This window comes from Paraburkholderia sp. RL18-085-BIA-A (assembly GCF_046027075.1).
In the GTDB taxonomy this organism is placed as follows: Bacteria; Pseudomonadota; Gammaproteobacteria; order Burkholderiales; family Burkholderiaceae; genus Paraburkholderia.
The window spans coordinates 24,071-37,000 of sequence record NZ_JARESU010000019.1 but is presented as its reverse complement, the minus strand read 5'-3'; the positions used below and the strand labels follow the sequence as shown (position 1 = coordinate 37,000).

Annotated in this window: 14 protein-coding genes and 1 riboswitch; of the genes, 7 read left to right on the top strand and 7 right to left on the bottom strand. The window is 66.4% G+C overall.

The window, feature by feature from the left end; all coding sequences use genetic code 11:
- Positions 1–40: 40 nt before the first annotated feature.
- Positions 41–238: a sulfur carrier protein ThiS gene (thiS, locus tag P0D89_RS15625; RefSeq protein ID WP_121315856.1), complete on the bottom strand. Its 198-nt coding sequence runs from the start codon at positions 236–238 to the stop codon at positions 41–43.
- Between the two features lie 51 nt (positions 239–289).
- Complete coding sequence (locus P0D89_RS15620; RefSeq protein ID WP_408358018.1) at positions 290–1,420, bottom strand: FAD-dependent oxidoreductase; 1,131 nt, start codon at positions 1,418–1,420, stop codon at positions 290–292.
- 226 nt (positions 1,421–1,646) lie between these two features.
- Positions 1,647–1,770, bottom strand: a riboswitch (TPP riboswitch).
- A 436-nt stretch (positions 1,771–2,206) separates the two neighbouring features.
- Between P0D89_RS15620 and P0D89_RS15615 the strand changes: the two genes are divergently transcribed.
- The 5 genes from P0D89_RS15615 (at position 2,207) to P0D89_RS15595 (ending at position 7,092) form a co-directional block, all read left to right on the top strand.
- Positions 2,207–3,958 (top strand): ABC transporter ATP-binding protein/permease, encoded by a 1,752-nt coding sequence (locus tag P0D89_RS15615; RefSeq protein WP_408358017.1) that lies wholly within the window; start codon positions 2,207–2,209, stop codon positions 3,956–3,958.
- Positions 3,959–3,975: 17 nt separating this feature from the next.
- A complete protein-coding gene (locus P0D89_RS15610) occupies positions 3,976–4,767 on the top strand; it encodes an SDR family NAD(P)-dependent oxidoreductase (RefSeq protein WP_408358016.1) in 792 nt (263 codons plus the stop codon).
- Positions 4,768–5,080: 313 nt separating this feature from the next.
- On the top strand, positions 5,081–5,542 hold the full coding sequence (locus P0D89_RS15605; protein WP_408358015.1) for a hypothetical protein: 462 nt from the start codon (positions 5,081–5,083) through the stop codon (positions 5,540–5,542).
- Between the two features lie 86 nt (positions 5,543–5,628).
- A complete protein-coding gene (locus P0D89_RS15600) occupies positions 5,629–6,252 on the top strand; it encodes a hypothetical protein (protein WP_408358083.1) in 624 nt (207 codons plus the stop codon).
- 102 nt (positions 6,253–6,354) lie between these two features.
- Positions 6,355–7,092 carry a response regulator gene (locus P0D89_RS15595; RefSeq protein WP_408358014.1) on the top strand — a complete coding sequence of 246 codons (738 nt, stop codon included), beginning with the start codon at positions 6,355–6,357 and terminating at the stop codon, positions 7,090–7,092.
- A gap of 63 nt (positions 7,093–7,155) precedes the next feature.
- Here P0D89_RS15595 and P0D89_RS15590 read toward each other — a convergent pair whose 3' ends face one another.
- The 4 genes from P0D89_RS15590 to P0D89_RS15575 form a co-directional block, all read right to left on the bottom strand.
- Positions 7,156–7,827: a flagellar basal body L-ring protein FlgH gene (locus P0D89_RS15590; protein WP_408358013.1), complete on the bottom strand. Its 672-nt coding sequence runs from the start codon at positions 7,825–7,827 to the stop codon at positions 7,156–7,158.
- An 85-nt stretch (positions 7,828–7,912) separates the two neighbouring features.
- On the bottom strand, positions 7,913–8,626 hold the full coding sequence (locus P0D89_RS15585) for a hypothetical protein (RefSeq protein ID WP_408358012.1): 714 nt from the start codon (positions 8,624–8,626) through the stop codon (positions 7,913–7,915).
- A 3-nt stretch (positions 8,627–8,629) separates the two neighbouring features.
- Positions 8,630–8,797, bottom strand: a complete 168-nt coding sequence (locus tag P0D89_RS15580; protein ID WP_408358082.1) for a DUF6726 family protein — start codon at positions 8,795–8,797, stop codon at positions 8,630–8,632.
- Positions 8,798–8,842: 45 nt separating this feature from the next.
- Complete coding sequence (locus tag P0D89_RS15575; protein WP_408358011.1) at positions 8,843–9,025, bottom strand: hypothetical protein; 183 nt, start codon at positions 9,023–9,025, stop codon at positions 8,843–8,845.
- A 410-nt stretch (positions 9,026–9,435) separates the two neighbouring features.
- Between P0D89_RS15575 and P0D89_RS15570 the strand changes: the two genes are divergently transcribed.
- Entirely contained in the window at positions 9,436–10,176 is a 741-nt protein-coding gene (locus P0D89_RS15570; protein ID WP_408358010.1) for a response regulator, read from the top strand.
- Positions 10,173–11,444: an ATP-binding protein gene (locus P0D89_RS15565; protein WP_408358009.1), complete on the top strand. Its 1,272-nt coding sequence runs from the start codon at positions 10,173–10,175 to the stop codon at positions 11,442–11,444. The genes P0D89_RS15570 and P0D89_RS15565 overlap by 4 nt, the downstream gene beginning before the upstream one ends.
- A 223-nt stretch (positions 11,445–11,667) precedes the next feature.
- Here the strand turns inward: P0D89_RS15565 and P0D89_RS15560 are convergent, their stop codons facing one another.
- Positions 11,668–12,618, bottom strand: coding sequence for a tyrosine-protein phosphatase (locus tag P0D89_RS15560; RefSeq protein WP_408358008.1), 951 nt, complete (start codon positions 12,616–12,618; stop codon positions 11,668–11,670).
- Positions 12,619–12,930 lie beyond the last annotated feature (312 nt).

Genomic DNA, 12,930 nt, shown 5'->3' with positions numbered 1-12,930 from the left:
TGCATCATCTGGTCTCCGGCAATGCGTGGCGGGGCGGCGCTTAGCCGCCGGCCACGGGTTGCACGACATCGAGCCGGTCGCCCGGCTGCAGCGCGCGCGCGGCATGCTGGGTGCGCGCGACGAAATCGCCGTTCAGCGCGACCGCGAACGGCGGCCGCGCGCCGTACGCGGCGAGCGCATCGGCGACGGTCGCGCCTTCGGGCAGCGACAACGGCTTCTGATTGATATGAATGTCCATGGCGTTCGAATACGGTTCAATCGACGGCGAAAGTGGCATGGCGCGCAACGCTCATGCCGGCTCCCGCGTGCAATCCAGTTGGAAAAGCTCGCTCCAGCGCGCGTCGTGGCGCCAGTCGGCGAACGCGTCGGCATCGGCGATGCGGCCGTCGAGCAGCGCCGACGCGAAGCGCACGGCTTCGTCGGCGACCTCGGGCACGATCATGTAGCCGTGTCGATACAAGCCGTTCACGCGCAGCGTCTGCGCGCCGTCCCACATGAGCGCCGGACGGTGGTCCGGCAAGGTTGGGCGGCACTGCGAATTCAGTTCGAGGATGCGCGCCTCGCCGAAGCCGGGATGCACGGAAAACGCCGCGCTCAGCAGTTCGAGCGCCGAGCGCACGCTGACCGGTGACATGTCCTCGCCTTCGACTTCGGTTGCGCCGATCACGTAGAGGTCGTTCTGCTTCGGCGCGATATAGAGCGGATAGCGCGGATGCAGCAGCCGCACCGGGCGCGTCAGGTTGATACCGGGCGCATGCACGCGCGCGACTTCGCCGCGAATGCCGCGCAGCGTGGGCAGCACGGGTTTCGCGCCGAGGCCCCGGCAGTCGATCGTGACGCGCGCGGACGGCAGCGCGTGATCGTCGACAGGCGTGTTCCAGTGGGTTTCGACGCCGCGCTGCGCAAGGCCCGCGGCGAGCGCGGCCAGCACCTGGCGGTTGTCCAGCTGGCCCTCACGCGGCAGCAGCCAGCCATGATTGAAGCGGCCTGCCAACGCAGGCTCAGCTGCGCCGATCTGCGCGCCCGCCAGCGTCACGAAACCGCCGTCGAGCAATTCGGCCGGCGCGTTCGAGCGCACCCGGCGCTCGAACAGCGGCGCTTCGGTGCGGTCGGCGTGATGCCAGACGACCAGCGTGCCATTGCGTTGGAAGAACACCGGCTCGGGCAGCTCGGCCAGCACTTGCGGCCAGCTATCGAGCGAACTCGCGCCGAGCCGTGTAATCAGCAACTCGGCGCTGGCGGCTTCGGCCAGCGGCGCCAGCATCGCCGCGGCCACCCACGCGGCGGCCTGCGAACCGGCGGCGTCGCCGCGCTCGTAAAGCGCCACGCGATGCCCTTGCCCCGCCAGCCGCCACGCGACCAGCCGGCCGCAGAGTCCGCCACCGAGGACGGCGAAATCAGGTTGTGCGGGACGGTTCATCGCGCGCGCTCCCATTCCGATTCGGGGCGGCAAGCAAGGCTAAAGCACGACGCGCCGACGGCGCCGTGGCGAAGAGCAAAACACATATCTGAAGAATAGGCGGTCATCGAGTCCTTTCCGTACGGCCAAAAAAAGGCACGTACCCAGGACGAAACCGGCGGGTAAAGCCGGCCGGACAATACGCACGTACCGATGTACGGACGCCGCCCGGCGGGGAATGGAAGACTGACTGCTTCCGGAAACTTCCCGCGCCGGTATTACCCGGATCGGGTGCAAAGGGTCTCTCTCAGCCTCGCCGCCGCGGCGTGAAAATCATGCCGCCTGTGGGCGAAGCACCCCTGTTTCGTCGCAGGTCATTAGACCATAAAAGGCGCGGCGCCCGCAAACCAGGCACTTCCCCGCCGGGCCGGAGTTTGATCCGGCACCTTGTTTCTGCGCACCGATGCGAGTCGACTCGGCGCTCTGGCACAATGCCAACACCGGATGCCGCAACAAGCGTGACGTGGACGGCTCGCAAGGCCGCACTCGCGAGGAGCGGCATCGACGCGGGGGCCGGCGGCGAAAATTAATTTTCGCTTAAGGGCCTCACGCCAGAATCGGGCGCTCGCCCGGACGCACATTCGCCGAATACGACGTCCGGCAAGTACCGCACCCCCGTCGCAGGGCGGCCCGAGGATGGGCCAGTTCTCGGCGGGACAGCCCGACATGGGCCGGCCCGCATGGGCGGCCCGAGATGGGCCAACGCTTCGGATCAGCACTTCGGGCCAGCACTTCATCAGGACGCTCATGACACCAAACACCTCTGCCAGCCCCGCGCTGCCGGCCGACGAAAAAGTCTCCGCCTGGAGCCTCATCAAACCTTATTGGGTCTCCGAAGAACGCAAGACGGCGTGGGGTCTGCTCATCGCGATCATCGTGATGAACCTGCTCGTCGTGTGGATCAACGTGCGGCTGAACCGCTGGAGCGCCGACTTCTACAACGCGCTGCAAACCAAGAACGTGCGCGATTTCCCGCACCTGCTGATGGTGTTCTCGGGGCTTGCGTTCGGCTTCATCATCCTCGCGGTGTATGGGCGGTATTTACGCCAGATGCTCGGCTTCCGCTGGCGCCAGTGGCTGACCACGCGCTATCTGAACGAGTGGCTGCACGACAGCGCCTTCTACCGCATCGAACGCGACCGCCTCGCCGATAACCCCGACCAGCGGATCAGCGACGACCTGCAATCGTTCGCTACCACCACACTGTCGCTGACGCTGGACCTGCTGTCGACGGTCGTCACGCTGGTGTCGTTCATCACCATCCTGTGGTCGCTGGCCGGCGCGCTGTCCATCTCGCTCGGCGGCATGCCGCTGCAGATTCCCGGCTACATGGTGTGGGCCGCGGCGCTGTACGCCGTGGTCGGATCGCTCGTGATCCAGAAGGTCGGCCATCCGCTCGTTTCGATCAACTATCAGGCGCAGAAAGTCGAGGCGGATTTCCGTTTCGGTCTGATCCGTCTGCGTGAGAACGCCGAGCAGATCGCGTTCTACAACGGCATGGACACCGAGAAGACGAACGCCCACTCGCTGTTCGGCCGCATCCGCGACAACTGGTGGCAGGTCATGAAGTACACCAAGCGGCTCACCTTCGTGCTGAGCTTCTACGGCCAGATCGCGATCATCTTTCCGCTGGTGGTCGCCGCGCCGCGATACTTTGCCGGCGCGTTCACGTTCGGTGTGCTGATGCAGATCTCGAGTGCGTTCGGCACCGTCAGCGATTCGTTCTCGTGGTTCATCAATAGTTACGCGAGCCTCGTCGAATGGCGTGCCACCGTGAACCGGTTGCGCGAATTCCGGCGCGTCGTCCATGCGCCGCGCCTGAAGGAATCGGTCTCGCCGGCCACCGAGCATGGCGGCATCAATCTGCATTTTGTCGACTCCGATCAGTTGTCCACCGACAGCCTCAAACTCGCGTTGCCGAACGGCAACCCGCTGTCCCGGATCCGCGATATCGCGATTCAGCCGGGCTCGCGCTGGCTGGTGCGCGGTCCGTCCGGCTCGGGCAAGAGCACGTTGATGCGCGCGCTCGCCGGGCTGTGGCCGTTCGGCGACGGCTCGATCGACGCGCCGGTCAACGCGCGCATGATGTTCATCCCGCAGGTCAGCTACATGCCGATCGGCACGCTCAAGGCGGCGCTCGCCTATCCGTCCGCGGCCAACGCGTACACCGACGACGAGTGCCGCGAAGCGCTCATTACCTGCCACCTGTCGGAGTACGCCGACCGTCTGCAGGAATCGGGACACTGGACACGCATTCTGTCGCCGGGCGAACAGCAGCGCCTCGCTGCCGCGCGCGTGCTGCTGCACAAGCCCGACTATCTGTTCCTCGATGAGGCCACCAGCGCGCTCGATGCGGAAAACGAAGCGCGTCTTTATCGCATGTTCACGGAGCGGCTGCCGAAGGCGGCGATTGTCAGCGTCGCGCATCGTGAATCGCTGGCTGCGTTCCACGACGAAACGCTCGAGGTCGAACGCTCGGGCGAAGCGGTCGCGGCCTGAGCGCCCTGAGGATGAGCGTGGGCGATTCAAGTAACGCAAGCGGCGCCGGCTCCGAGCGCGTCGTGCTGATCACCGGCGCGGGCTCCGGGATCGGCGCGGCGCTCGCCCGGCGCGTCGCCGCGCCGGACACAGCACTGATGCTGCACGCACGTGGCGCCGACGACGCCGCTCGCCAACGTCTCTCCCAGGTCGCCGCCGAGTGCGATGCAAAAGGCGCAAGCTGCGCGACGGTATTCGGCGATCTCGCCGAACGCGGCGCCGCCGAACATGTTGTTCACCAGACCCTCGCGAGCTTCGGCGCGCTCGATCAACTGGTCGCCAACGCCGGGCATGCGCAGCGTCAGACGTTCGCCGCGCTCGACCCCGACACGCTCGGCGCAGCGTTCGCCGCGATGCCGGCCGCGTTCGCCGCGCTCGTCAAACGCGCCACACCTGCATTGGAAACGTCGAAACGCGGCCGCGTGATCGCACTGAGTTCGTTCGTCGCGCACCGCTATCGCGCGGACGCGCCGTTTGCCGCAACGGCGGCGGCGAAAGCCGCGCTCGAATCGCTGGCGAAAGCCGCCGCCGCCGAACTCGCGCCGCACGGCGTGACCGTCAATTGCGTGGCGCCTGGCTACACCCGTAAAGATCGCGGCCCGAGTGCCGACAACGCGTTGGTGTGGACACGCGCCGCCGAAGCGACGCCGCTCGGCCACGTCGCCGAGCCTGCGGATGTTGCCGCGCTGATCGCATTCCTGCTTTCCGACGAAGCGCGCCACATCACCGGCCAGGTGATTCACGTCGACGGCGGGCTGACGCTCGGCTGAGCGGAGCCCGGGCTCGCAGCGAGCCATCCCGCGCGACGTCGCGGCGAGCCTCACGCGCGCCGATACAATGCGCGAAACGCCGAAACGACAATCGTCGCAAGGCGCCCCGACGCGCGACACACCCGCGCACTCATCACCCGCCACACGACAACACAACGCAAGCTCCTGAAACACGCGAGAAGAATTCGCAAGCATTTGCGAAGCGGCCAAGCTGTTCCGCCCTTTGAAAATGCCTGCCGGCAGCGACGATAGTCGTGCGGGCCGTACCACGTGTTGGCCCCAATGTCATTCACCGCTACTGGACTCTCCGCCCATGTCATTCGATCGCCGCTCCCATCCTTTGACCCAGCGCGCTGCGCTCACTCTCGGCGCAGTCTTGCTGCTCGCGAGCGCCGCGCACGCAGCGCAAGCCACCTCGCCGGCCGAACCTGCGGACGTTTGCCCCGCGCTCACGCACATCGTCGGCGCCGCCGATTTCAAGCAGTTGCGCACGCAACCCGCCGCGCAATTGCCGGGCCTCTCGAACGCCGACGACTGCCGCGCCAACACGCACGCATACGATTGCCACTGGCGCGCGCACTGGCAAGCCGACGGCGTGGTCAACGATCCGCTCGAAGAGTTCGGCGCCGACATCGCGGCGTGCTTCCCGAACATCGTGCACGACGTCAACACGCCGACGCGTCAGCATTTCATCGTGACCACCGCCGACCGGCGCATCAGCGTCACGGCAAGCGTGCAAGGGCAAAACGAATTGCGCCTGCGCATCACGCGCTGAGCGTGGGATTCACCGCCGCTGCCCGTTACGAGCCGCCGCATCCCCTGACCGCCACCAGGCACCGTCTCATGACCTTCACGCCGAGCATGCACGGTTACGCTTTCACGCGAGCCCCTCGGGCCGCGTGGGTCAGATTGCGGCGGCCCTGCGCGTGGCTGGCCGTCGCCGCATCACTGGCGTTCGGCCTGAGCGGCTGTGCGTGGACGCTGATTCAGGCGGCCGACGCCACCGGTTCGGTGATTCAGGCCGGCTACGCGATCGCGGCGAACTATTCGTCGCCGACCTTCGTCAACGGCCGGCCAGTTGACCTGCACCACGTCTGCATCGAAGTGAACCAGATGGTGTCGGTCGGCGATTTCGTGCCCGCGCTGCAACTCGCGCTCGACCGGCGCGGCATTCGTTCGGACGTCTACAATCCGGGCACCTCGCCCGCCGGCTGCGAGGCGCGGCTCGTGTACAACGCCGCGATCGACTACGGCCGCCGTTCGTTCAGCGACGAATCGATCCAGTACCTGTCGATCATCGATCTGACGCTGATCCAAAACGGCCGGATTCTCGTCACGGCCCGCTATCAGACCGGCGGCCTCAACACCGACCGCTTCTCTTCCGCGTCGACCAAGCTCAGCGGTCTGATCGACCGGATGGTGGTCGATCAGACCGACTTCGGGCGGCAGCCGATGCAGACGATTCAAACGTCGCAGGCGAATTGAGCGCGCGCTACTTGCGCCGTTGCTTGCGCCGTCTTACACGGGAAAGAATTCGAAAGCCTCCCGCGCTTTTCGGCGCCCGCGCGGATCACTAAGATGACCTGAATGAACCAAACCATTCTTGTCGTCGACGACGACCCCGTCGTCCGTGAGCTCGTCAGCGAATATCTGCAGGGGCGTGGCTTCAAAGTCGCCACGCTCGAACACGGCATGGCGCTGCAGCGCAAATTGCAGGAAGAGCGTCCCGCGCTGATCGTGCTCGACATCATGATGCCGGAGCTCGACGGCATCAGCGCGCTGCGCGCGTTGCGCGTCGCCGGCGACGATATTCCCGTGATCCTGCTGACCGCGCGCGCCGATCCGATCGACCGTGTGATTGGCCTCGAACTCGGCGCCGACGATTATCTCGGCAAGCCGTTCGAACCGAGCGAGCTGGTCGCGCGGATTCGCACGGTTCTGCGCCGGCGCGGCGCGATTGCGCCGGGCGCGCCGGAGCAGCGCGCGCCGTACCACTTCGGGCGTTTCGAAGTGAATTTCCCGGCGCGCGAATTGCGCCGCGACGGCGAGCGCATCCCGCTGCGTTCGAGCGAATTCGCCATGCTCAAGGTGTTCGTCACCCACGCGATGACCGTGCTCACGCGCGCGCAGTTGCTGGAGAAATTGCACGGCAATAGCGAGGCGCATCGCAATCGCAGTCTGGACGTGTCGATCTGGCGCCTGCGCCGGCTGATTGAAGTAGACCCGTCCGAGCCGCGCTATGTGCAAACGGTATGGGGACGCGGCTATGTGTTCGTGCCTGACGGCGAGATCGGCGCGGCCGAGCGCAGCGCGTCGCTGAGCTAACGCGGCGTGTGCGACGAGCGACGAGCGATGCAGGCGGTACGTTGCATCGCGCGCCGCCCGGCCTCAGAACGTCAGCACGCTGAGGAACATTCTCTGCAGCCAGCCCATGGTGGTGGAGTCGGACACCATGCCCACGCCGGCCTGCTCGATGCGCGCGTTCGCGACCTTGCTCGACGCCACGAAGTTGCCCGCTTCGATATCCTTAGGATTGACGATACCCGACAACCGCAAGCGGTCGCGGTTGCCGCTCATCGCGATCACCTTCTCGCCCGACACCACCAGGTTGCCAGTCGACATCGTGCCGATCACGGTTACGGCCAGCGTGCCGCTCATGCCGCTGACGTCGGTGAGACTGCCCTGCCCTTTGTATTCCGTGCTCGCCGAGCCGATGTTGAACAGCCTCGCGAGGCGCGCGGCGGCGTTGCTCGAGTGATCGGCGGCGTCGGCGGTGATGCTGCTCGCGCGGCTCGCCGCGGCGGTCGAGCTGTTGTTGCCGCTATACGACTCCGCGAGGCGAATCGTCAGCACATCGCCGATATGCTGGGCGCGCGGCGTTTCGTAAAGCAGCAGCGGCGTGCCCGCCTGATAGATCGCGCCTTGCGTGTTGACGTTCAGCGGCGCCGAGGCGAGCGGCGGCGCCATCGGCGTATCGACGATCGAATTCTGCTGATAGCTCGCGCAAGCCGCGAGGCAAACCGTGGCGACTAGCGCGACAGTCGGACGTAGCGCGCTCATGCGTGCTCCTTGGCGGGATAGACCTGATCGGCCGGGTTCGAAATGGGCTTTGCGGGCGTCGTGCGCCAATCATCAGGTTTGCTCATCACCCCGCCTCCGCGCCGCTCGCCTGCCATTGCCGCACGACCGACTTCACCCACGCGTCCGAGCCCTTCAGCAGATAGGTGAGCGTGCCGTTGCGGCTGCCCGGCAGAAAACACAACGTGATCGAACTGACCGCGTTTTCCCACACATACATCGGCAACGCGCCCGGCGACGACACGTTCCGCGTCGCGAGGCGCGGCGGTCCGTACCGGTCCGCGAGCGCGTCGCGCAAGTCCTCGGCGGTGATCTCGTCGATCACGAACGAAATCTCGTACAGATGCAGCGCGCTCTGCGCGTCGGTGCGCGCGAAACGCAGCACGTGCTCCAGCGCGGGCGCGCCGTCGACCACCGCTTGCGAGATCGCCCAGCGGTCGTCCTCGCGATGCGCCCAGCGGCAGGCGACTGTCAGGCTGTCGCGCGATTTCAGCCGCATGCCGAGCGCGCCCGCCTGCACGTCGGTCTCGCAAACCGGCACGCTGCCGAGCGGCGTCGCGCGCACGGTCGAGCCGGCGCGGAATTCGTCGAGCGTGATGCCGAGTGTGATACCGCGGAAAGCGAACGGCGCGTCCGGCGAGCGCCGGTGCGCGTCGCCGGACGCGTTGTTCGACACGGCGCTGGACGCCTTCGCGTCGCGCGCGACGGGCTGCGCGTGAGCGGCCACCGGAACGACGCCGCCCAGCAGCGCCAACACGCAGACAATCCGTATGAGAGTCATGATTCAGTCGATGGCGGAGGCACACATATCGAATGGCATGGACGCGGCATGGCCGACGACCGGGATGATTTTCAGCGTCGCCGAGGTCAGCCGGCACGGCAGCGCGGCGACGGCACAGCCGCCGAGCGGCAGCAGCGCCGCGCCGAGCGTCAACCACGCAGCGACACGGATGAAGCGGTCAGGATTTCTCGAGGTTGACACACGGGCCTCGCCGGATCAGGCGGTCGTATTGACGTGATGGCCGACGAGCCCGGTCGGCAGCGACGGCCGCTCTGCAGTGGCGCCCTCCTGCGGCTGAGCGATGCCGCCCGGCTTGCTGGCGGTCGCGGGTCTTTCCGCTGCCGGTGTGGACGCGAGCGAAGAGAATGGAGTGGAGCTGAGGTTGCCTGAAATGGTCATGATGAGCCTCGTGTGGCGGTGGGTTTCGGTTTCACGCCGCCGGCCGTGGCCCGACGCATCGAGGCGGTCTCCGGCATGCGGCGCAACGTACTGCACGACGAATCATCCCGCCGCACCCGGGCCAGTAATGCACGAAGCAAAGCGCGCTTTCCGGCGGTGCTTACGACCCGTTCCGAGCGGTTGCCACCGCTTTCCATTGCGCGCCAAATATTTTTCCGAAAAGCACTCCGGCGATGCGGCACGAATTCCGCGCGGTGGAGCGCGTGGCCCAAGGTGGCCGTGCTGAAATATGCCGTGAGCCTTCAATGGCGGGCCTGAGCCGGGAGTCGGCCGAAGCGGCTCGGCGCATCGTAAGCATTGGTAAGAAAAGACTCGGCCGCGCGTCACGCGTGCCAGTCTAGAATTTCGCCATGAATCCACAGGTCCTTATCGTCGACGACGATCCGGTCGTACGCGATCTGCTATGCAAGTTTCTGCAATCGAACGGCTTCGACGCGTCCGTGCTGCACGACGGCACCCATCTCCAGCGTCGGCTAGAGCGTGAACGGCCGTCGGTCGTCGTGCTCGACATCATGATGCCGAACACCGATGGCCTGCGCGCGCTCACCGCGCTGCGCGCCGCTGGCGACGACATCCCCGTGATTTTCGTGACCGCGCGCGGCACGGTGGCCGATCGCATCGTCGGCCTGTCGCTCGGCGCGGACGACTATCTGACCAAGCCGTTCGACCCGCGCGAACTGCTCGCGCGCATCCACACCGTGTTGCGCCGTCGCGGCCCGTGCACCACCAGTGCGCCGGAAGCCCGCAAGCGTTATCGGTTCGGCCCGTTCGAGCTCGACTTCGCGACCCGTTCGTTGTCGCGCGACGACGCGAAGCTGCCGTTGCGCGACAGTGAATTCGCGCTCCTGAAGATATTCGTCAACAACCCGTACAAGGTGTTGTCGCGCGTGCTGATTCACGACCTCGTGCATCGCGACAATCTCGCCTTCCGTGACCGCAGTCTCGACGTGCCGATCTGGCGCCTGCGCCGCGTGATCGAAGACGATCCGTCCAATCCCTGCTACGTGCAGACGGTGCGCGGCAAGGGCTACGTGTTCGTGCCCGACGCCGACGGCACCCCCTTCTCCGGCGAGGCCACGCCAGGAGCATGAAAAATCCGCTGAACACGCTGTTCGGCAGAATGGCGTTGCTGTCGGCGGCGGTGCTGTTCGCGATTCAGGCCAGCTGGTTCGTGCTGGTGGTGATGCAGCCGCCGCGCCATGAGATCGACGGCTTCGCACGCGGCCTGCTGCTGGTGCTGCAAGCCATCAACGGCGAGCCGATGAAGGGCGCCGCGCTCGCGCCCGCGATGCGCGTGCATCTCGTCCCCACCTGGAACATGCCGGCGAGCGTGCATCTGCGCACGCCCACGGCGCGGCCGCTGGTCGAACTGAGCCGGCATTTGCGCGAGAACCTGCCGCCCGGCACGCAGATCGCCGTCGACGACCTGCACCCGCCACAGCTTTGGGTGCTGTTCCCCGGCAAGTCGAATTGGGTGGTCGTGCCGGTCGACGTGCCGCCGCGTCCGCGTTTTGTCGTCGAAGGCGCATCGATGCTGCTCGCCGCGCTGATCCTGTCGCTGTTCGCGGTGTGGCAGATGCAGCGCCCGCTGTCGCGCGTCGCCGACGCCGCGCGCGCGTTCGGCTCGGGCGGGCGGCCGGACCCGGTGACCGTGCAGGGCCCGCGCGAACTGCGCGATCTGATCGGTTCGTTCAACGACATGATGCGGCGCCTGAACGAAGCCGGCGATGACCAGGCGGTGATGCTGGCCGGCGTCGCGCACGATCTGAAAGCGCCGCTCACGCGCCTGAAGTTGCGCGCGAGCGTCCTGGTGGCGGAGAACGAGCGCGCGGGTCTGATCCGCGATGTCGATTCGCTGACCAACATCGTCCAGCAGTTCCTCGAATTTGCTGGACAGTCCGCCGATGCCGGGTCGCCGGTCGAAGTCGACGCGTTTTTGCAGGAGCAGTTTTCCTCGGGCGACAGCGCCGAAACGCCGCTGTTCACGCTCGATCTGCGCGCTGGGCCAACGTTCGCGCTGCCGCGCACGCTGCTCGACCGGCTCGTGACGAACCTCGTCGACAACGCGCTCGAACACGGCACGCCGCCGGTGGACATCGGCACCGCGCGCACCGACCGGCATTGGATCATCAGCGTGCGCGATCACGGCAACGGCATTCCCGACGACCGCATTGCGGCCGCGATGAAGCCGTTCGTGCGGCTCGACGCCGCGCGCGGCGGCGAAGGCCATTGCGGCCTCGGCCTCGCGATCGTCGCGCGACTCGCACACGATCGCGGCGGACGTTGTCAGGTGCGCAATCACGCGCAAGGTGGACTGGAAGTGCGGATCGAATTGCCAGTCGACGCGACGCCGGCGTAGTGGAAAGCGGATCGGCCAACGAGGGGCGCTTACCTGCCCTTACGGGATGGACTAGCGCAATGTCTGCGGACTTATAGTCACGCCCGGCAACCTCGATGCCACCCTTCTCCGTCCGCCCGGTTACTTGGGGCGGACTTTTTTTTGCCTTGGGCTTGGGCTTGGGCTTGGGCTTGGGCTTGGGCTTGGGCTTGGGCTTGGGCTTGGGCTTGGGCTGCGGCGCGCTTCAGCTCACGAGCCGGCTGCGCAACGTGTCGATCGTCGTTTGAGACATGCCGAGGCCGCGCGTCAGATAGTTCGCCATCGTGCCGTAGCTCGACTGCACCTGGTCGAAGCCGGCTTGCAGATAAGTCTCCTGAACTTCCAGCAAAGGCATCTGGATCGTCGCGGCGGCTTCGCCGTCCTGCGTACGCAGCGTCTCGGCTTGCGCGTTGATCGACGCCACCAGATAAGTGTTGCTGAGCAGATAGTCCTGCGTGATCACGTCGAGCGGCACGTTGGCGATGCTGAGCAGCAACGCCGCGACCCAGCCCGCGCGATCCTTGCCCGCGTTCGAATGAAACAGCTGTGCGCCGGCGCCCTCGGCCAGATGCGTGAGCAGCGTGCCGTACGCGGCGCGCTGCGCGGCGCCGGTCACGTACGCGCGCGCCTGCGATTCCATGAACGCGACGGCGGCGTCGGCCGTGTCCAGCATGGGCGTCACGAAGTCGCTGGTGCCGAGCACGTTGAGCGTCTGCGCGGTCGCGCCGCCCGGCAGCACGTCGTCGGTTCGCGCGATTTCGCCCGGCGTGCGCAAATCGTAGACCGATGCGATGCCGAGTTTGTCGATCGACGCTTCGTCGGCGCTGCTCAGTGTCAGCACATTCGCGCGATAGAAGGCGCCACGGCGCACCCGTTTGCCGTCGACAGTCAGGTAGCCTGGGCCGACGCCCGCCAGATCGCGGAAGTTGCTGACCGACACGAGGTGCGGCGTTTCAGGCAGATCGGCGTCGAGGTCACCGCCGCCGCATGCGGAAAGCACCGCGCCACCGAGACCGGACGCCAGCACCACGCTGGCGGAGCCCTTGAGGAAGCCCCGGCGCGACGCGCAAACCCCGTCGAGCGTGTGGTGGCTTGCCCTCACGATCGGGCTCGCAAAGCGGCGGAATAGCGAGCTGGTTTTCGCGGTTGCGGACATGAGGCGTGGCTGGCGCGGACGTGTGAAGGTTGTTCGCAGCATCGACGCTGCGGTCGCAGTTTAACCGTGGCCAGTATGTTTTGCGTTACGTAGTAGTAGTTGGTAAGGAAACGCGCGCGCCGCGCTGGCCCGCAGGCGACGGGACGAGCGGCCGACCGGTCGTGCAGGCATCTTTCCAGCCCGGTTTCCACACGCTTTCGTCTCTTATCGGCGCTTATCGCCTCTTATCGGCTCTTACCGCCGTTCGCCATTTTTGACCACACCTGGCCGCACGACGCCGCATCCCCGTAGAATACGGACACCCTTCCAACA

Bases quoted from the DNA above. Each gene is read 5' to 3' on its own strand.
- P0D89_RS15600 (WP_408358083.1), top strand. From the start codon at position 5,629: ATGCACGGTTACGCTTTCACGCGAGCCCCTCGGGCCGCGTGGGTCAGA.
- P0D89_RS15575 (WP_408358011.1), bottom strand. From the start codon at position 9,025: ATGACCATTTCAGGCAACCTCAGCTCCACTCCATTCTCTTCGCTCGCG.
- P0D89_RS15615 (WP_408358017.1), top strand. From the start codon at position 2,207: ATGACACCAAACACCTCTGCCAGCCCCGCGCTGCCGGCCGACGAAAAA.
- P0D89_RS15560 (WP_408358008.1), bottom strand. From the start codon at position 12,618: ATGTCCGCAACCGCGAAAACCAGCTCGCTATTCCGCCGCTTTGCGAGC.
- thiS (WP_121315856.1), bottom strand. From the start codon at position 238: ATGGACATTCATATCAATCAGAAGCCGTTGTCGCTGCCCGAAGGCGCG.
- P0D89_RS15590 (WP_408358013.1), bottom strand. From the start codon at position 7,827: ATGAGCGCGCTACGTCCGACTGTCGCGCTAGTCGCCACGGTTTGCCTC.
- P0D89_RS15585 (WP_408358012.1), bottom strand. From the start codon at position 8,626: ATGACTCTCATACGGATTGTCTGCGTGTTGGCGCTGCTGGGCGGCGTC.
- P0D89_RS15595 (WP_408358014.1), top strand. From the start codon at position 6,355: ATGAACCAAACCATTCTTGTCGTCGACGACGACCCCGTCGTCCGTGAG.
- P0D89_RS15605 (WP_408358015.1), top strand. From the start codon at position 5,081: ATGTCATTCGATCGCCGCTCCCATCCTTTGACCCAGCGCGCTGCGCTC.
- P0D89_RS15620 (WP_408358018.1), bottom strand. From the start codon at position 1,420: ATGAACCGTCCCGCACAACCTGATTTCGCCGTCCTCGGTGGCGGACTC.
- P0D89_RS15565 (WP_408358009.1), top strand. From the start codon at position 10,173: ATGAAAAATCCGCTGAACACGCTGTTCGGCAGAATGGCGTTGCTGTCG.
- P0D89_RS15570 (WP_408358010.1), top strand. From the start codon at position 9,436: ATGAATCCACAGGTCCTTATCGTCGACGACGATCCGGTCGTACGCGAT.